General features: G+C 71.7%; 14 protein-coding genes. 2 read left to right on the top strand and 12 right to left on the bottom strand.

Translation table 11 applies throughout. The features are described 5' to 3' along the window. Positions 1 to 102: 102 nt before the first annotated feature. The 10 genes from ACFYXV_RS30145 to ACFYXV_RS30100 all read right to left on the bottom strand — a co-directional run bounded on the left by ACFYXV_RS30145 (position 103) and on the right by ACFYXV_RS30100 (position 12,485). Positions 103 to 1,134, bottom strand: a complete 1,032-nt coding sequence (locus ACFYXV_RS30145; protein ID WP_383498926.1) for an ABC transporter permease — start codon at positions 1,132 to 1,134, stop codon at positions 103 to 105. After that, positions 1,131 to 2,720 carry a sugar ABC transporter ATP-binding protein gene (locus ACFYXV_RS30140; protein ID WP_389384585.1) on the bottom strand — a complete coding sequence of 530 codons (1,590 nt, stop codon included), beginning with the start codon at positions 2,718 to 2,720 and terminating at the stop codon, positions 1,131 to 1,133. The genes ACFYXV_RS30145 and ACFYXV_RS30140 overlap by 4 nt, the downstream gene beginning before the upstream one ends. Before the next feature lie 132 nt (positions 2,721 to 2,852). Further along, on the bottom strand, positions 2,853 to 3,902 hold the full coding sequence (locus tag ACFYXV_RS30135; RefSeq protein WP_385468466.1) for a substrate-binding domain-containing protein: 1,050 nt from the start codon (positions 3,900 to 3,902) through the stop codon (positions 2,853 to 2,855). A 581-nt stretch (positions 3,903 to 4,483) separates the two neighbouring features. Continuing rightward, positions 4,484 to 5,326 carry an ATP phosphoribosyltransferase gene (gene hisG, locus ACFYXV_RS30130; RefSeq protein WP_385462704.1) on the bottom strand — a complete coding sequence of 281 codons (843 nt, stop codon included), beginning with the start codon at positions 5,324 to 5,326 and terminating at the stop codon, positions 4,484 to 4,486. A 3-nt stretch (positions 5,327 to 5,329) separates the two neighbouring features. Beyond that, on the bottom strand, positions 5,330 to 6,712 hold the full coding sequence (locus tag ACFYXV_RS30125; protein ID WP_385462707.1) for a hypothetical protein: 1,383 nt from the start codon (positions 6,710 to 6,712) through the stop codon (positions 5,330 to 5,332). Next, entirely contained in the window at positions 6,709 to 7,716 is a 1,008-nt protein-coding gene (locus ACFYXV_RS30120) for a glutathione synthase (protein ID WP_366103449.1), read from the bottom strand. Before ACFYXV_RS30120 ends, ACFYXV_RS30125 begins: the two co-directional genes overlap by 4 nt. A gap of 124 nt (positions 7,717 to 7,840) precedes the next feature. Then, positions 7,841 to 9,025 (bottom strand): ATP-grasp domain-containing protein, encoded by a 1,185-nt coding sequence (locus ACFYXV_RS30115; RefSeq protein ID WP_389384584.1) that lies wholly within the window; start codon positions 9,023 to 9,025, stop codon positions 7,841 to 7,843. Next, positions 9,018 to 10,214, bottom strand: coding sequence for an MFS transporter (locus tag ACFYXV_RS30110; protein WP_389384583.1), 1,197 nt, complete (start codon positions 10,212 to 10,214; stop codon positions 9,018 to 9,020). Before ACFYXV_RS30110 ends, ACFYXV_RS30115 begins: the two co-directional genes overlap by 8 nt. Then, positions 10,211 to 11,410, bottom strand: coding sequence for an acetyl-CoA carboxylase biotin carboxylase subunit family protein (locus ACFYXV_RS30105; RefSeq protein ID WP_389384582.1), 1,200 nt, complete (start codon positions 11,408 to 11,410; stop codon positions 10,211 to 10,213). The genes ACFYXV_RS30110 and ACFYXV_RS30105 overlap by 4 nt, the downstream gene beginning before the upstream one ends. 61 nt (positions 11,411 to 11,471) lie before the next feature. Then, positions 11,472 to 12,485 carry a pyridoxal-phosphate dependent enzyme gene (locus ACFYXV_RS30100; protein ID WP_385462719.1) on the bottom strand — a complete coding sequence of 338 codons (1,014 nt, stop codon included), beginning with the start codon at positions 12,483 to 12,485 and terminating at the stop codon, positions 11,472 to 11,474. A 259-nt stretch (positions 12,486 to 12,744) separates the two neighbouring features. On the opposite strand from ACFYXV_RS30100, the gene proB reads away from it, so the two are divergent. Together proB and proC are read left to right on the top strand one after the other, a co-directional pair. Continuing rightward, positions 12,745 to 13,872, top strand: a complete 1,128-nt coding sequence (proB, locus tag ACFYXV_RS30095; protein WP_389384595.1) for a glutamate 5-kinase — start codon at positions 12,745 to 12,747, stop codon at positions 13,870 to 13,872. Positions 13,873 to 13,927: 55 nt separating this feature from the next. Then, on the top strand, positions 13,928 to 14,737 hold the full coding sequence (gene proC, locus ACFYXV_RS30090; protein ID WP_383348808.1) for a pyrroline-5-carboxylate reductase: 810 nt from the start codon (positions 13,928 to 13,930) through the stop codon (positions 14,735 to 14,737). Between the two features lie 49 nt (positions 14,738 to 14,786). Here the strand turns inward: proC and ACFYXV_RS30085 are convergent, their stop codons facing one another. Further along, a complete protein-coding gene (locus ACFYXV_RS30085) occupies positions 14,787 to 15,752 on the bottom strand; it encodes an ABC transporter substrate-binding protein (RefSeq protein ID WP_385462722.1) in 966 nt (321 codons plus the stop codon). Position 15,753: 1 nt separating this feature from the next. Continuing rightward, the gene (locus tag ACFYXV_RS30080) at positions 15,754 to 17,733 is read right to left on the bottom strand and encodes an ABC transporter permease subunit (RefSeq protein ID WP_389384581.1); all 1,980 of its coding nucleotides are present in this window, start codon (positions 17,731 to 17,733) and stop codon (positions 15,754 to 15,756) included. Positions 17,734 to 17,756 lie beyond the last annotated feature (23 nt).

The raw sequence follows: 17,756 nt of genomic DNA, 5'->3' as shown, positions 1-17,756 counted from the left end.
TGTGGGATGACGTGGGATCGCGGCGGATCGTCATGCCGGGCACGCCGAGCTGCTCCACGAGCGGGACGGCGCGAAAACGGCGCGTCCGTCGCGCGCGCCGTGTCAGTGGGGCAGTCCGACCGCGCGTTCGCCGCTTCGGCGCTGCTGGATGACGACGGCGGCGACGAGGAGGGCGCCCTGAGCGACGTTCTGCCAGAAGGTGTTGATGCCCTGGACGGTCAGGCCGTTCTCGAGCGCGCCCAGCAGCGCCACCGCCAGGAGCGTGCCGCCGATGCCGCCCTTGCCGCCCTTGAGGGCGCATCCGCCCAGCGCGGCCGCCGTGATGGCCTTGAGTTCGAGGCCTTCGCTTCCCGAGACGGGCTGTCCTGATCCGGTCCGCGCGGTCAGGAGGATGCCCGCCACCGCCGCGACCACGCCGATGAGCGCGTAGACCGCCACCAGGTACTTGTTGATGTTGATGCCCGCCAGGCGCGCCGCGGTGTCGTTGCCGCCGATCGCGTAGACGTTGCGGCCGATGTCCGTGTACTTCAGCAGGACGTGCACCGCCAGGGCCACGACCGCCAGGATCCAGATCATCACCGGGACACCGGCGATCTTGCCGCGGCCCAGGAACACGAACAGGGGGTCGTTGAGCACGTAGCCCTGCGCGCGGCCGCCCGAGACGAGTTGGGCCACGCCCTTGTAGGCGGCCAGGCCGGCGAGCGTCGCGATGGTCGGATTGACCCGGCCGTAGACGATGGCGACGCCGTTGACCACTCCGACGAGGACACCGACGCCGATCGCCGCGGCCATGCCGAGGTAGGGGTTGGATCCGCCGGACGTGAAGACCATGGCGCTCACGACGGAGGCGAGTCCGGCCTGCGAGCCGACGGATATGTCGAGTCCTCCACAGATGATCACGACGGTCTGGACGACGGCGAGAAGCCCGGTGATCGTCGCGGCCTCACCGATCACCTGGATGTTGGAGAGGCTGAGGTAGTTGTCGTTGAGGAAGCCGAACAGGGCCAGGACGAGGACGAGGGCGCCGATCAGGCTCAGGTTCTGCCCGCCGAGCGAGGAGAGCAGGGTTCCCCGGCTCTTCCCCACCGGAGCGGGGACGCTGTCGGTGGTCGCCGGTGTGTGCGTGGTGGTCATCGTGCGTCTCCATCGGCGGAGTCGGTGAGCGTTCGGTCTGAGGCGACGGGGGCGAGGTCGTCGGCCATGGCGAGGTTGAGGACGGCTTCCTCGGTGGCTTCCGCGCGGCTGAGTTCGCCGGTGATGCGGCCGTTCTGCATCACGACGATCCGGTCGGCGAGCCCGAGCACCTCGGGCAGTTCGGAGGAGATCACCAGCAGGGCGACCCCCTCCCGGGCGAGATCGGCGATGATCCGGTAGATCTCCGCCTTGGCACCGATGTCGATGCCGCGCGTCGGCTCGTCGAGGATCAGCACCTCGGGTTTGCGCAACAGCCATCGCGCGAGCACGACCTTCTGCTGATTGCCGCCCGAGAGTTTGCGCGCCTCGTACTCGATCGAGGGCGTGCGCACCCTCAGCCGGTCGGAGAAGTCCTGCGCCGCCGCCCTTTCCCGGCGGCGCTGGACGAATCGCCAGCGGCGCAACCGGTCCAGGCTCACCAGCGAGGTGTTGTCCCGGACGGAGCGGTGCAGGAACAGCGCCTGGGCCTTGCGCTCCTCGGGGGCGAGTCCGATGCCGGCCCGGATCGCGTCCTTGGGGCTGCGCAGGCGCAGGGTCCGGCCGTTCACGCTGATGCGCCCCGCCCGCAGGGGCCGGTCGCCGGCGAGGGCGAGGGCGAGCTCGGAGCGGCCGGCGCCCATGAGGCCGGCCAGGGCGACCACCTCTCCGGCGCGGACGTGGAGGTCGATGCCGAAGACGTCGTCCGTGGTGACGCCTTCCAGTTGCAGGACCACTTCGTCGCGGGCGACGTCCTGCCGGACGAACAGGGAGGAGAGGTCGCGGCCGACCATCAGGCGGACCACTTCCCCCTCACTGGTGTTGCCTGCCTCCAGCACACCGGCGACGGCGCCGTCGCGCAGGACGGCGATGCGGTCGGCGAGGCGGAAGATCTCCTTCATGCGGTGGGAGACGTAGATGACGGCGATGCCCTGGCTCCGGAGCCGCTCGATCAGGCCGAAAAGGGCTTCGACCTCGTTCTCGGACAGGGAGGAGGTGGGCTCGTCGAAGGCGATGACCTTGGTGTCTCCGGTCAGCGCGCGCAGGATCTCCACCAACTGGCGCTGTGCGGGGGTGAGCTCGGATCCGAGCTGATCGGGGTGGATGACCCTCTCGAAGCCGAGGCGGACCAGGTCCGCGGTGATGCGGCGGCGCAGCTCGGCCCGGTCGAGGCGGCGTCCGGCGGTGCGCGGCAGGGCTCCCGCGTAGACGTTCTCGGCGACCGAGACGTGCGGGATGATCTCGGGCTCCTGGGGAATGATCCGGATCCCGGCCTTGTGGGCGTCGTGCGGTGAGGAGAAGTTCTGCGGGCGCCCGGCCCACAGGACGCTGCCTTCGGTGGGCCGGTGGTCGCCGGTGAGGATCTTCAGAAGGGTCGACTTGCCCGCGCCGTTCTCCCCCATGAGGGCGGTCACCCGGCCCGGGGGGAAGGAGAGCGTGACGCCGCTGAGCGCCTGCACCGCACCGAAGCGCTTGGTGATGTTCTCGACGGAGATCTCTTCGGCGGGGTGGTCGGGGGAGGCGGGCGGCCGTGCGCCGGCTGTGGTCATGGGAGCCTCGCAAGCTGGGAGTACGGGTGGCCGGCGGTCCGGCGGCGCGGCCGGTCCGCGCCGGCCGGGACGGTGGCGGGTACGGTCCCGCGGCGGCGGGTCCGTACCCGAGCGGCCGCGGGTCGGTCGGGCTCAGCCGCAGGCGACTCCCGCGTCCTTCCAGTCGGAGGCGTCGACCATCCTGGTCGGGGCGAAGGCCTCCTTGGGGAACTCCTTGCCGTTCTTGAGCTTGTCGTACATCGTCTGCACGGCCAGGGCGCCGACGTCCCTGCCGTTGATGAAGAGCGCCGCCTTCATCCCGGACGGCTTGCCGGAGCTCCAGTTCTTGCAGGCGAGGTAGGCGCCGAGGCCCACTCCGATAACGTTGTCAGCAGTGAACCCGGCGTTCTCCAGCGCGGTGACGCCGCCCTGGACGTTCTCGTCGTTGCAGCCCCAGACCACCCAGTGCTTCACGGAGGCGTTCGCGGTGATCGTCGCCGCGATCTTGTCCTGCGCACCCGTCGGGGTGTTGTCCGTGGGTACGTCGAGGTTCTGCACCGTCGCCCCCGCGGTCTCCGCGAAGGCCTTCTTCGCGGCACCGACCCGGTCGGTGCACACCGTGACGTCCTGCTTCCAGGCCGAGATCGTCCGGGTGTCCGCAGCGTTCCAGCCCGCCTTCTTGAACTCCTCGGCGGCGCGCTTGCCCACCTCGCCGCCCATCTGCCCACCGCTGAAGCCGATGCGGGGCACCAGGCCGTCGGCGCCGCAGGCGGCGGGGTCGGGGCCGGTGGCACAGATCTGGTCGTCCGACGTCAGGAGCGCCACCTTGCCGCTCTTCGCCAGCTGCACGACCTGCGGTCCCACGGCCGGGTCGGGCACGACCACGATCAGCCCGTTGCTCTTCTGCGATATGGCCGCCTGGGCCTCGCCCACGGTCTTGTTGGCGTCGTTGCCCAGGTTCACCACCTTCAGGTCGATGCCGAGCTCGCTCGCCTTCGCCTTCGCCCCGGCGGCCTCGCCGATGAAGTACTCCTGGTCACCCTGCTTCTGAAGGTAGGTCAGGGAGATCTTCCCGTCGACCTTCCCCACGTCCGCGGCCCCGCTCGTCGTCTCCTGGCCGCTGGAGCAGGAGGAGAGGACGAGCATCGTGGCCAGGCCGAGGACCGCAGCGGCTACCGGACGGCGGTGGTGCTGAGTGAGCATGTCAATACCTTCGCTTGGACGGATGACGGTGGGCGACCGGATGACCGGGCGACCAGTGGCGCGCGTGCGGTGGGGCGGGGTCGGGGCCGGCCGTCGTCGTGTTCGCCACCCGGAGCAGTGGGGCCGTGGAGCGTTCGAGGAGCAGGTGTCCGGCCTCGGTCGACGAGCCGCCTGCGGGCGATTCCTTCACAGGAAATCCACCACAGTCGGCCGCTTTCAAACTTGATGCAACAGAGAAAAGCGCTGTTTCCGCCATAAGTCAACAGGGCGAACCCAAGGTTTCGGATCGATGCGACCCCGTGACCCTCAACGTCACGCAGGCCCCGGTACGGCAGCCCCGCAAGGGGGTTGGACCATCATGGCCGGAGCGCGCGGCACGGCGCGGCAGCCCGCGAACACCGGCCCGGAGCGTGTTGATATCCGTCGGAACGCGTTCGAAGCTGTTTTGGCCCTTGATGCCCGGTCCGGGTGGGGTGAGCCGGCCCGGGCGCGGACCGGGGCCGCCGACGCGACCGCCCCGCCCCGCCGGTTCGGCGGCGGCGGGGCGGGGCGGGGCGGGGCAGGCGGCGGGGCGGGGGTGTTCAGAGGCGGCAGGCGTGGATCGCCGTGGTGAGGATCGCGCGGGCGCCCAGGGCGTAGAGATCGTCCATGATCTGCTGCGCCTCCTTGGCCGGGACCATCGCACGGACGGCCACCCAGCCCTCGTTGTGCAGCGGGGAGACGGTGGGCGCTTCGAGCCCGGGGGTGAGGGCGACCGCGGCTTCAAGGTGCTCGGCGCGGCAGTCGTAGTCCATCATCACGTAGGAGCCCGCCACCAGGACGCCCTGGAGGCGCCGCAGGAACGGCCGGGCCCTCGGATCGTCCGTGCCCGGGCGCCGGACGAGGATGGCCTCCGATTCCATGATGGGCTCGCCGATCACTTCGAGACCGGCGTTGCGCAGCGAGGTCCCGGTCTCCACCACGTCGGCCACGACCTGGGCCACGCCCAGCTCGACCGCGGTCTCCACGGCGCCGTCGAGATGGACGACCGTGGCCTGGATGCCGCTGTTCGCCAGGTGTTTGGCCACGATGTTCTCGTACGAGGTGGCGATCGTCATGCCGTCGAAGTCGGCCGCGCCCCGCGCCGAGCCGGGCTTGACCGCGTAGCGGAACGTCGAGCGGGCGAAGCCCAGCGCCAGGACCTCCTCGGCGTTGGCGCCCGACTCCAGCAGCAGGTCGCGGCCGGTGATGCCCAGGTCGAGCCGCCCCGCGCTGACGTACACGGCGATGTCGCGGGGGCGGAGGTAGAAGAACTCGACCTGGTTTCCGGGGTCGACCGTGACCAGCTCCTTGGCCTCCTTGCGCTGCCGGTAGCCGGCCTCCTTCAGCATCGTCGAGGCCCGCTCCGACAATGAGCCTTTGTTGGGAACCGCGATCCTTAACATCCGTCATAGCTCCTTGTATGAGGACGGCGAGGGTGGGCTGTGCGGGGGTGCGGGGTAGGGCTCGAACGTCAGCACTCCGGCCGCCTCCGCGCCGCTGGAGGCGTTGATCGCCGAGGCGGACCTCGGCGGGGCCTGGCGCAGGAACGTCCCGGCGAAACGGCCGCCGAAGACCAGGGGGGCCAGGACCACCTCGCGCCCGGCCGGGTCGGCGCCGGGCACGTCGACGACGGCGGGCCGCAGCCGGCGCTGGAGGACGTACGTCTCGTTCGGGTCGGCGAGGCGCTCCGTCAGCAGAACCCGCCATTGTCCGTCGTCCTGGGTGAACCCGAAGGCCAGGTCCTTGCCCCCGTAGGCCGACGCGGGCTTGCAGATGAGCTCCTCGCGTTCCGCGAGCGCGCGGTCGAGGGTGTCCGCCCGCAGCCGGAAGGTCTCGGGGACGTGCGCCCGCGCCAGGCTCCGCTCCTCGTCGCTGAGGAGGTGGTCGAACTCGGGCTCGGTCAGCAGGGCCAGGTTGCCCTTGTTGTCGTGCAGGGCCGTCGCCGGGGCACCGATGAAGTCGATCTTCTCGGCGATGTCGAGCTCCATCAGCCTGCGGGTGAGCGCGGGCGGGACGTGCTTCTTGGTCTCGTGCCAGGTGTACATGGTGACGACCACGTCGACCCGCCTGCCCTCGAAGGAGGCGCCCTCCTCGTCGAGTTCGAGGTCGGTGACGAGGCCGCAGCTGATCTCGTACCCGCCCGAGCGGATCATGTCCACGAAGAAGCGCCGGCCCGAGTCGGAGTCCGCGGGGTTCGCGATCGCCTCGAACACGTGGAGCGGCCGCTCCGTCTCGTGCTCGCGCAGGAGGCCGACGAACATGTCCAGCCAGACGTGCGAGGTGGCCGCTGCCTCCGGGGTGAGGCCGCGCGCCGCGAGGAAGCGGGCGTACTCCGAGTCGAGGGTGGCCTCGGTGTACGGGGCGATCGTGCTCATGCCGCCCATCGGAGTGGAGACGTTGAGTTCGACGAGCCGGAGTCCGTCGTCGGTCACCACGAGGTCGGGCCGCATGATGGCCGTGGCCGCGCGGCCCGTCCGCGGGTGGCGCAGGGCGCTGATCATCAGCTCGGCGTCCTCGGCGGGGACGCCGAGGTAGCCGGCCCAGGCCTCCAGGTCCTCGCCGAAGGCGCGGCGGGGGAAGTCCGAGACGAGCTCGGCGAGGCGCAGGCCGAGCTCGGTGACCTCGTCGGCGGCGGCCTCGCGGAAGACGACGGGCGGGTACGCGTGGACCCAGCCGGGCCGGTGGAGGCGCTTCTGGAACCGTTCGTTGTCCGCTTCGGCCGCGCCGGTGGCGGCGAACTCCGTCCAGGCGGCGGTGGCCCGGGGGTCGAGCGAGGACCAAGTGCTCACGAGATCTTCCCGGCGGCGCGCAGGGCGGCGAGCACGGCGTTGACGGTCTCGGAGGACTGGTCGACGCCGGTGGCCCGGAAGGAGTAGTTGAGCCCGCCCGGGTTCACCAGGTTGAACTCCATGATGTACGGGTACGCCATGTCGATGCCCGAGTAGAAGATGCCCAGGTCCATCATGCGCTTGCCGAGGGCCCGGACGAACTCGTCCTCCTCCGGGGTCAGGGTGAGGCCCTCGAACTTGGTGCCGAGCGTGACGTTGGCGCGGTCGTCGTTGTCGAAGTGGAAGCGGCGGAACCCGCAGACCGGGACGTCGCCGGCGATGATCACGCGCTTCTCGTTGCTGCGGACGTTGGGGATGTACTCCTGCACGGCCGTGTACCGCTTGGAGAGCCCGATGATGTTGCGGCTGTACATCTCGTAGCGCGGTACGGCGTTGCCGGTGGCGGCCTGGAGCAGGGCGGGGCGGTTGCGCTCGTTCTTGTTGACGAAGTACACGCCCGCGCCGCAGCCCTCGTTGGTCGGCTTGAGCACCCAGGTGCGGTTCTCGTCGGACTCGACCAGCTCGGTGAGGTACTCGAAGTCGTTCGACACGTACGAGGCGGGGAGGTGCTCCGCGGGGACCGCCGCGCCCAGGGTGATCTTGGAGTTGAGGTAGAAGAGGGCGGAGGCGTCGTTGACGAAGGGGACGCGCTGGTTGAGCAGCCACAGCAGCTGGAAGGAGTCGGCGAGGGCCTCGGGGTGGGTGCCGGTGAGGACCCAGACCAGGTCGAAGTCCTCGGCGGAGGCGTAGGACTCGCTCAGCGCCGGGAAGTCGTGGCCGGTCAGGTACTCCTCGCTGAGCCGCACGCGGTCGACGACCACGGTGTTGTCGTGCAGGCAGAGGGTGTCGATGTCGCCGATGTGGACGTCGTGCCCCTCCCGGTGGAGCGCACTCGGAATGATCGAGTGGTTGTCGAGGCGGAACTTCGCCGCCTCGGAGACGAGTACCAGGATCTTGTACGACATGGGAAGGGCCTTTCGGGGGCTGACGTGTTGGCGTGCGGTGGGAGGTACGGGGACGGAGCGGGTACGGGGACGGAGCGGGTACGGGGACGGAGCGGGTACGGGGGCGGAGCGGGTACGGGGAGGCTCAGCGGCCGGCGGTGAGGGTGCGTACGGCGACGGCGAGACGGCTCTCCAGCTCCTCGCGGTCCCCGCCGAAGGCGACCACGAAGCCGTGCCGGTCCCCGGACCGGTGTACCTCCGGCGGGAGTTGGCCGGCCGGTACGGCGACGCTGACCTCGGTGACCCCGGGCAGGGCTGCGACCGCCGCGATCTCCGCGTCGGTGACGGTGAGCGGCACCGTCCGGTCGAAGGCGACGTAGCGGATCCCGGCGACGCGGTCGCGGGTGGGGGCGCCCGGGACGGGCAGGCCGAGCAGGTCCGCCATGGCCTGTTCGAAGACGTCCTCGCCGAGCGCCAGGTCCAGCATGTCGCTGAGGCGGTCGCCCCCGGGACGGCCGTGCGATTCGATGAGGCGGGGCCCCTTGGCCGTGAGCATGACCTCGGTGTGCGAGGGGCCCGAACGGTAGCCCGCCGCGTCCAGGGTCGCGGTGACCAGGGCGGCGACGGCCGCCTCGTCCTGCGGGTCGAGCCGCACGGGCAGGGTGTGGCCGGTCTCTACGAATCCGGGGGCGCCGGTGGTCGCCTTCTCCGTGATCGCGAGGACCCGGTGGCCCTCGGAGGAGCTCGTCGCCTCCACGCTGTACTCGGTCCCCACGAGGAACTCCTCGACGATGTGCGGGGAGGTGAAGTCCAGGGACGCCAGGTGGCTTTCGAGCTCGTCCGGCCCGGCGAGGTGGCGCACCCCGGCGCTGCCGGTGCCGTCGGCGGGCTTCACGATGCAGGGGTAGCCGATGCTTTCGACGGCCGGACGGATCCCGCTCTTCTCCGTGCACAGCACGTACGCGACGGGCGCCCCGGCCCGGTCGCCGACCGCGGAGCGCAGCTTCGCCTTGTCCTTGAACGCCTCCATGGCCTCGGGCGGGTTGCCCGGCCAGCCGAGGCGCCGGTTGACCAGCGCGGCGACGGAACAGCCGAGTTCGCCGAAACCGAAGCAGCTGACGGGGGCGGGCAGGTCCAGGGCGCGCAGCCGCTCGACCAGGTCCTCGGGGTCGGTGATCCACGGGGAGTGGAAGGCCACCCCGGCCCCGTCCTCGGGCAGCGGCCTGCCGGGTTCGGGGACGGTCACGGTGGCGACCCCCAGTTTCCGGGCCGCGGCCAGGACATGGCTGCGCGGGTTGAGCAGCACGGCGGTCGGCTGTGTGTCAGACATGGCGCGTACGCACTTTCGGTAGGAGGAGACAGATCGCCGCGGCGGCGAGGGAGGACCCGACGAGCAGCAGCCACACCTCGCTGCCGCCCCGCGCGCTCTGCAGCAGGTAGCCGCCGGCGCTGGAGCCGAAGAGGCTGCCCAGGGCTCCGGCGGCGCTCATCGTGCCGAGCGCGAGTCCGGTGCGGCGGGTGGCGGCGGCGTTGACCGCCTGCTCGTCGAGGCTGGGGCCGATCAGCATCTCCGCCAGAGTGACCGGCACCACGAAGGCGAGGAGCGAGTACCACCCGGCCAGCGGTATCAGCGTGGCGTAGGCGCAGGCGAAGGCCAGGAAGCCGAGGACCAGCAGGGTACGGGCGGTGGCGCGGCGGAACACGTGACGCAGCAGGGTGTACTGGAACAGCACGACGAGCAGCCCGTTGGCCGTGAAGACCACCGAGATCGCGGCGGCGCTGCCGGTCATCGCGTTCGCGGTGATCGGCAGCAGGACGTTGAGCTGGCTGTAGATCGCCCAGTACGCGACCCCCAGCCCGCACAGGGGAAGCCACTGGCGCAGCGTCCACGGCGCGGCGGGGGCGCCGTCCGCCGCCGGGGCGGCGGCCCGTCCCACGACGGCCCGTGACCGGGAGGCCGTCACGGACCGTCGCAGGACCAGGCGGGTGCCGAGGACCAGGTGGGAGAGCACGCAGGCCGCCAGGATCCAGCCGAACCCCAGCGGGTACACCGCCGCGCCCAGGGCGGGCCCGGCCACGACGCCGACGTTCACGAACGTCGAGCGCAGCGCGAGCATCGTGCGCCGGTCGGTGCCCTCCTGCGAGACGAGCAGCGTCTTGGTCGACAGGCCCAGCAGCGAGCCGCCGACCCCGACGGCCACGATCCCCGCCACGAGCGGCGCCGGCGCTCCGGCGCCGCCGAGCCCGAGCAGTGCGTAGCCGAGGACGCGCAGGAGGAAGCCGGCGGCCATCACCCGGTGGGCGCCGAACCGGTCGACCAGCAGCCCGGTCAGGAGCGAGAACGCCTGGCCGGAGAAGGCGAGCAGACCGACGAGGAAGCCGGTGCGGCCCGCCGGTATGCCCCGCGCCGTCAGCTCTATGGCCAGCAGCGGCAGGAACATGAAGGTGGTCAGGCCGGTGAAGAGCACCGCGACCAGCAGGAGGCGCGCGGTGGGGGACGCCTCTCGCCAGGCGTTCACGGCGCGGGGAGCCGGGCGGGTTCTTCGGCCTCGATCAGGTTGTCCAGGATCCATGCCTCGGTCTGGAGCAGGCGCTGCTCCACCTCGGCGGTGTCGGCTCCGCGGACCAGGGCGAAGCAGAGGTTGGAGGTGCTGTTCTGCGCCACGGCGCCGAGTGCGAGCTGCTCGTTGACCTGGTAGTGCTCGACCCAGTCGAACGGCAGGCTCTGCGGTGCGCGCACGGGGCGGCCCTGGGGGACGATGCCGATGGAGCCGCGCAGTTGGGCCGGCGGGGTGTTCGGCGCGGGGTCCACGGGCAGGCCGCAGGAGAGCCGGAGCCAGGTGGTGTGCAGGTCCAGGCCGTAGGTGAGGCGGGTGAGGGCGGGGATGCGGGAGCCGCCGACGCGCGAGGCGATCTCGCACAGCACGAACTCGTCCTCGGGCGTGCGGAACACCTCCAGGTGGTAGGCGCCGGCCTCCGGGGTGTCGAAGGCGTCCAGGACCCGGTCGAGGAACTCCTCCAGCCGCCGGGAGAGTTTGCCGGCCGGGTCGAGCTGGAGGGAGCCGTTGTTCTGGCCGGAGAGGACGCCGAGGCAGTCGCGCAGGTACCGCGAGGAGGCCACGAACCGGTAGCCGGGCGCCAGGATCGCGTCGACGTGGTAGATCTCGCCGTCGACGAAGTCCTCGACCATGAGGTCCTCGCGCCAGTGGCGGCGGCTGAAGGCCATCAGGTCGTCCTCGTCGCGCAGCACGACGATGTCGCGGGAGCCGCCCTGGCTCACCGGCTTGACGACGACCGGGTAGTCGTTGTCGGCGATGAACCGGGTGAGGTCGACGATCGTCGCCAGCCGGGCGTAGCGCGGGGTGGCGACCGTGCGTCCCGCGGTCTGCTTCATGACGACCTTGTCGCGGAACTGGCGTGCGCTGCGCGCCGACTGGCCGGGGATGCCGAGGTCCTCGCGGATGCGGGCGGCCCGTTCGAGGTCGTACTCGTTGTCGGTGATGATGTGGGCGAAGCGCCGGGTCCGCGCCAGCTGCCGGATGCGCAGCTCGGCGTACGGGACGAACTCGCAGTCCTCGACGTGCTCGTAGGAGCCGAGCCCCGCGGTGTGCGAGAGGGGGTTGTGGCTGAAGACGTGGAGCCCGTTCGCCAGCTCGGGGAGCATGGCCGGATAGTCGTGCTGGGCGCCATAATTGATGATGGCGACATCGGTCATGGTGCGGCCTCTGATTCTTTTACGGGGGAATTCGGCGATCCAGGGTCGGCCGTGGGGCGATTCAGCCCTGCAGGGCGAGCACCGGGAGGTCGTCCTGGACGCTGTACGGCCTTCGGCCCCAGTTCATCGTGCACCAGGGTCCGGTCATCTCCTCCAGTGCGGAAATGACCACGGGCCGGTATTCCGGGTCCTCGACGAGCGGTCCGTCGGGCGGGAACACCTGCTTGACGTAGCGGTGTCCGGGGTCGGCGGCCATGAAGACGACGGGGCCGCCGGAGGGCTCGGTCGAGCGGATGTACCGGGCGGCCTGCCAGCCGGCTCCGGCGGACAGCCCGGCGAAGACGCCCGTGGTGGAGAGCAGGTGGCGGCAGCCCGCGGCCGACACGTCGAAGTCGACCCAGTGGATGTCGTCGTAGGCGCTGTAGTCGATGTTGTCGAAGCGGATGCCGCTGCCGATCCCGGCGATGATGAACCCGTCGAGCGGGAAGTTCTCGGAGCCGAAGGAGCGGCTGCCGAACGGCTGGATCCCGGCCACCCGGACGTTGGGGCACGAAGCCCGCAGGAAACGGCTCATCGCGCTGGTGGACGCACCGGTGCCGACGCCGCCGACCAGGGTCATCTCGGCCCAGCCCAGCTCCTTGAGGAGCAGTTCCGCGACGTGCTCGTAGCCGGCGTAGTGGACGTCGTCGTGGTACTGCTGCATCCAGTACGCGTCCGGATTGCTCCGCAGGTAGTCGTGGACGAGCCGGACCCGGGCCTCCTGGTCGTGCTGGAGGTTGGCCCCGCCGCCGGCGACCTGGTCGTAGGTGGCACCGAGGTACTTGAGCTGCGTCTTGATCCCGTCGTCGACCGCGACGGACGCGAAGACGTGGCACTTCAGTCCCAGTTCCCGGCAGACCAGGGCGAGCGCGTGGCCGTAGATGCCGCTGGAGCTGTCGACGAGGGTCTGTCCGGGCCGGATCACCCCGCGCGCCAGCAGCTCCTTGACCGCCCGGTAGACCGAGGTCACCTTCATGACCTCGAACCGGAGGACGTAAATGCCGTCGCCGAGATCTATCAGATCCGGTTGTGCCATTTTCTCCGTGAATGACGAGAACACCGAACTCCCTGCCTCCTTCCTCTTTTCGCTGTGGGCCTAGTGATGCCCAGCAAAAATGAGACCGGTGGCTACCGAATCGATCCCGGACCCTTCCCGGTGACCGGGAACGAAACGGGAACGGATCATGGCTGAATCGGATCCCCACAGCCGCCGCCCGGCCACCCCGCCGCCCCCGAGGAGAGCTCTCGTGACACCCGAAGCCGCTCCGGACGCCCCCCGCACCGAGCGTGCGGACGTGGCAGGCGCCCACCGGATCGTGGTCAAGATCGGCTCGTCCTCGCTCACTTCGGACTCCGGGCGGCTGGATCCCGCCCGGCCGGCGGCCCTGGTCGAGGTCCTGGCCGGGCTGCACCGGCAGGGCAAGAGCGTCGTCCTGGTCTCCTCCGGCGCCGTCGCGGCGGGACTCGCCCCGCTGGGCCTGACCACGCGGCCCACCGAGCTGTCCGAGCAGCAGGCGGCGGCCAGTGTCGGCCAGGGGCTGCTCATGGGCACGTACGGCTCGGAGTTCGGCCGGTACGGCATCCAGGTGGGGCAGGTGCTCCTGACGGCCGGGGACATCACCCGCCGCGACCACTACCACAACGCCCGGCGCACCCTGAAGAAGCTGATGCTCCTGGGGATCGTCCCGGTCGTCAACGAGAACGACGTCGTCGCCACCCACGAGGTCCGCTTCGGGGACAACGACCGGCTGGCGGCGCTGGTCGCCGAGCTGATCGGAGCGGACCTGCTCGTCCTGCTCTCGGATGTGGAGGCGCTGTACGACGGGGACCCGCTGGCCCCCGGAACCAGCCCGGTCTCCGAGGTCCGCGGCCCCGCCGACCTCGCCGGGATCCGTACGGGCACCCCGGGGCGCTCGGGAGTCGGCACGGGCGGCATGGCGGCCAAGGTGCAGGCGGCGATGACCGCCGCGAGCGCCGGGATCCCCGTGGTGCTGGCCGCCGCGGGGCAGGCCGCACGGGCCCTGGCGGGCGCGGGGACCGGCACGTACTTCCACGCCGCCCGCCAGCGGCCCGCCGAGCAGCTGTTCTGGCTCGCCCACGCCACGGCGCCGCAGGGCCGGATCGTCCTCGACGCCGACGCGGTGCGGGACGTACGGGAGCACGGCCGGCCCCTGTTGTGGAGCGGAGTCACCGCCGTCGAGGGGCAGTTCACAGCGGGCGACCCGGTGGACCTCGCCGACGGCGCGGGCCGGCCCGTGGCGCGCGGCCTCGCCCGGCTGGCGTCCGGCGATCTGATCCGGCTGCTCGCCGGGTTCCCCGTACCGCAGGACGGGCCCGCTGCCGCGGCCTGTCCCGAGGTCGTCGGTGCGCAGGACGTGGCCCTGTTCGCGCCGCACGCGTACGCGGGGACGGGTACGGGGTGAGCCGGGGCGGCCGGCCGTTCTTCTCTTCGTCACTTCCACCACGAGGGAGCAAGTCATGACGTGCAAGGTCGCCGTGCTCGGCGCGGGCAAGATGGGTGAGGCACTCCTCGGCGGCCTGCTGCGTTCCGGCTGGCCGGCCCCGGCGCTCGGGGTCACCTGCCGGCGCAAGACGCGGGCGGCCGAGATCGAGGCGCGCCACGGGATCCCGCCGATGGGCAACACGGAGGCCGCCGCCTGGGCCGACGTGCTGATCCTGGCCGTGAAGCCGCAGGACACGGGCGCACTGCTGGCGGAGATCGCCCCCGCGATCGCCCCCGGGACCCTGCTGATCAGCGTGGCGGCCGGACTCACCACGGCCTTCTTCGAGGAGCGGGTCCCGGCCGGCGTCGCGGTGGTGCGGGCGATGCCCAACACGGCGGTGCTGGTCGACGAGGGGATGACCGTGCTCTCCGGCGGCAGCCACGCCTCGCAGCAGCAGGTGGAGCAGGCCGCGGAGCTGTTCCGCGGTGTCGGCCACACCCTCACCGTGCCGGAGTCCCAGCAGGACGCGGCGACCGCCCTGTCGGGGTCGGGACCCGCCTACTTCTACTTCCTCGTCGAGGCCATGACCGATGCGGGGGTCCTGCTGGGGCTTCCGCGGGACAAGGCCCGCGAGCTCGTCGTCCGCAGCTCCGTGGGCGCCTCGGTCATGCTGCGCGACTCCGGTGCGCACCCGGTCGAGCTGCGCGAGGCGGTCACCTCGCCGGCGGGGACCACCATCAGCGCGGTGCGGGAGCTGGAACGGCACGGCGTACGGGCCGCCCTGATGGCGGCCCTGGAGGCCGCCCGCGATCGCAGCAGCGAGCTGGCGGCCTCGTACGCGTGACCGTGCGCCCGCCCGTACGCGCAGTTCCGTACGGGCGGGCCGACCGGCGTCAGGACGGGAGCCAGGTCCGCCAGGTGGCCTCGTTCTCCTTCACCCAGCGGGCGGCCGCCTCCTGCGGCGCCAGCTTCTCGTCCGCGATCATCAGGGAGACGTCGTTCTGCATGTCGGTCGTCCAGCGGAACTTCTTCAGGAAGGCGGCGGCGTCGCCACCGCCGTCCGCGAAGCGGGCGTTGAGGAACTTCCGCAGCGGCGTGTGCGGGTAGGCGCAGGCCACCTTCTCCGTGTCGGTGTCACAGCCCTCCTGGTGCTCGGGCAGCTTCACCTCCGTCATCGGGACCTTCTCGAACAGCCACTGGGGCTTGTACCAGTAGCTCAGGAACGGCTTCTTCTCCTTGGCGAACTGCTTGATCTGCGTGATCTGCGCCGCCTCCGAGCCCGCGAAGACGACCTGGTAGTCAAGGCCCAGGTTCTTCACGAGCGCCTTGTCGTTCGTCACGTAGGACGGGGAGCCGTCCATCAGCTGGCCCTTGCCGCCGCTCTCCGCCGTACGGAAGTCGTTCGCGTACTTGTTCAGGTTCTTCCAGTCGGTGACGTCCGGGTGCTGCTCGGCGAAGTACGTGGGCACGAACCAGCCGATGTGGCCGGTCACCCCGAGCTCGCCGCCCGGCTTGATCGTCGCCTTGTCGTCGACGTACCGCTTCTCCTGGTCGGGGTGGCCCCAGTCCTCCAGGATGGCATCCACCCGGCCCTGGCTGAGCGCGTCCCAGGCGGGCACCTCGTCGATCTGGACGGTGTCCACCCGGTAGCCGAGCTCGTGCTCCAGCAGGTATTGGGCGACGGCCACGTTGGCCTGCGCGCCCACCCACGACTGTACGGACAGGGTCACCGTGCGGGAGCCCTTCGCGTCGGCGTACGGGGAGGCCTGGCGGGTCATGTCCGCGGCGCCGCAGCCCGTGAGGGCCGTCACCGTGACGGCGGCCGCTGCCGCGAGTGCGGCGAGGCGTGTGCGAGCCATGTCAGGCCCCCTTTCCGGCGGGGTCGCGGCGTTCCGTGGGCTGGGTGACGCGGTCGAGCATCAGGCCGAGGCAGACGATCGCGGCGCCCGCGACCAGACCGGTCGCCAGGTCGCCCTGGGCGAGACCGAAGACGGCGTCGTAGCCGAGCGCGCCGCCGCCCACGAGGCCGCCGATGACGACCACGGCGAGGACCAGCACCACGCCCTGGTTGACGGCCAGCAGCAGCGCGGGCCGGGCCAGCGGCAGCTGGACCTGGAGCAGTTGCTGGCGTCCGGTCGCGCCCAGCGAGCGCGAGGACTCCAGGGCGGCCGGGTTCACCGCGCGCACGCCCTGGGCCGTGATCCGTACCACCGCGGGCAGCGCGTAGACCACCGCGGCCGCGACGGCCGGGGCGCGGCCCACGCCGAACAGGGCGACCACGGGGATGAGGTACACGAACTGCGGCATGGTCTGGAAGACGTCGAGGACCGGGCGCAGGGCGCGCCCCAGGCGGGTGCTGCGGGCAGCGGCGACGCCGAGCACGAAGCCGAGCAGCAGGGTCACGGCGACGGCGGCCAGCACCTGGGACAGGGTGTCGAGCGCCGGGTTCCAGACGCCGAGCACGCCGATCGCGGCCATGGCGAGGACGGCCGTCACGGCGGTGCGCCAGGTGCCGATGAGCAGGGCGAGGGCGCCCACGGTCAGCAGGACCGCCCACCAGGGCAGCCACTGCAGTCCGTCGCGCAGGGGGTTGAGGACCCAGGCGGTGAACCGCGCCGCCCAGTCGGCGGTGCCGCCGACGACGGGCACGCCGGAGTAGAGGTGGGCGGTCATCCAGTCGACCGCGCGGTTGACGGGTTCGGCGGTGTCCACCGTCCACCCGTCGGGCCACGAGAGCCGGTCGGCGAGGCGCCCCGCGAGCGCGACGGCGGCGGTCACCGCGAGCGCGAGGGCCCAGCCGAGCCGGGACCGGGCGGCCGGTGCCGCACCGAGCCGCTCCCCCGCGGCGGCGGTGACCCGGTCCAGGACGATGGCCAGCAGCACGATCGGCACGCCGGCGGCGAGCGCGGCGCCGACGTCGACGGATGCCAGTGCCTGGTAGACGCGGTCGCCGAGGCCGCCCGCGCCGATGACGGACGCGATCACGGCCATGCCCAGCGCCATCATGATCGTCTGGTTGAGGCCGAGCAGCAGTTCCTTGCGGGCCAGCGGCAGCCGGGCCGTCAGCAGCCGCTGGCGGCCGGTGGCGCCGAGGGAGGTGGCGGCCTCCACGACGCCGGCGTCGGCGCCGCGCAGTCCGAGTGCGGTCAGGCGCGCCATGGGCGGGGCGGCGTAGACGACGGTCGCGAGGACGGCGGCGGGCACGCCGATGCCGAAGACCAGCACGACGGGCAGGAGGTACGCGAAGGCGGGCAGCACCTGCATGGTGTCCAGAACCGGCCGCAGGATGCGGTGCATACGGTCCGACAGGCCCGCGGCCAGCCCGAGGAGGCCTCCGACCAGCACGGACGCGGCGACGGCGACCACCATCAGGGCGAGCGTCTGCATGGTGGGCACCCACATGCCCAGCAGCGCGCACACGGCGAACGCGGCGACGGAGGTCAGCGCCAGACGGACGCCCGCGACGCGCCAGGCCACCAGCCCGGCGGCGGCGGTGACGCCGGCCCAGCCGAGAGCGAGCAGCAGCAGGTACACCGCGCGGACGGACACGACCACGGCGTTGCTGACGTGGCCGAGGAAGTAGAGGAACAGCGGGTGGCCGTCGCGGTTGTCGACGATCCAGTCGCCGGCGCGCTCCAGCGGTCCGGACAGGTCGACGCCGAGGGCGGCCGGCCAGCTGCCGCCGCCCAGGAGCACCGATCCGAGGACGAGGCCGAGGACCGCGCCCGCGCCGATCAGCCGGCCGCGGTGGCGGGCGAGGGTGCGCAGGGCTCCGGGGCGTGCGTCGCCGGCGGTGATGGAGCCGGTGGCGGCGGGGGTGGGGGTGGCGGTGGCGGTCATCGGCTCCACCGCCCCTCGGAGGC

Source organism: Streptomyces sp. NPDC002181, assembly GCF_042890485.1.
Classification (GTDB): Bacteria; Actinomycetota; Actinomycetes; order Streptomycetales; family Streptomycetaceae; genus Streptomyces.
The sequence above is the reverse complement of the archived record's forward strand: the minus strand, read 5'-3'. Positions and strand labels throughout refer to the sequence as shown.

Coding starts and splice junctions, on each gene's coding strand:
- ACFYXV_RS30145 (WP_383498926.1), bottom strand. CDS start 1,134: ATGACCACCACGCACACACCGGCGACCACCGACAGCGTCCCCGCTCCG.
- ACFYXV_RS30140 (WP_389384585.1), bottom strand. CDS start 2,720: ATGACCACAGCCGGCGCACGGCCGCCCGCCTCCCCCGACCACCCCGCC.
- ACFYXV_RS30135 (WP_385468466.1), bottom strand. CDS start 3,902: ATGCTCACTCAGCACCACCGCCGTCCGGTAGCCGCTGCGGTCCTCGGC.
- hisG (WP_385462704.1), bottom strand. CDS start 5,326: ATGTTAAGGATCGCGGTTCCCAACAAAGGCTCATTGTCGGAGCGGGCC.
- ACFYXV_RS30120 (WP_366103449.1), bottom strand. CDS start 7,716: ATGTCGTACAAGATCCTGGTACTCGTCTCCGAGGCGGCGAAGTTCCGC.
- ACFYXV_RS30115 (WP_389384584.1), bottom strand. CDS start 9,025: ATGTCTGACACACAGCCGACCGCCGTGCTGCTCAACCCGCGCAGCCAT.
- ACFYXV_RS30105 (WP_389384582.1), bottom strand. CDS start 11,410: ATGACCGATGTCGCCATCATCAATTATGGCGCCCAGCACGACTATCCG.
- ACFYXV_RS30100 (WP_385462719.1), bottom strand. CDS start 12,485: ATGGCACAACCGGATCTGATAGATCTCGGCGACGGCATTTACGTCCTC.
- proC (WP_383348808.1), top strand. CDS start 13,928: ATGACGTGCAAGGTCGCCGTGCTCGGCGCGGGCAAGATGGGTGAGGCA.
- ACFYXV_RS30085 (WP_385462722.1), bottom strand. CDS start 15,752: ATGGCTCGCACACGCCTCGCCGCACTCGCGGCAGCGGCCGCCGTCACG.
- ACFYXV_RS30080 (WP_389384581.1), bottom strand. CDS start 17,733: ATGACCGCCACCGCCACCCCCACCCCCGCCGCCACCGGCTCCATCACC.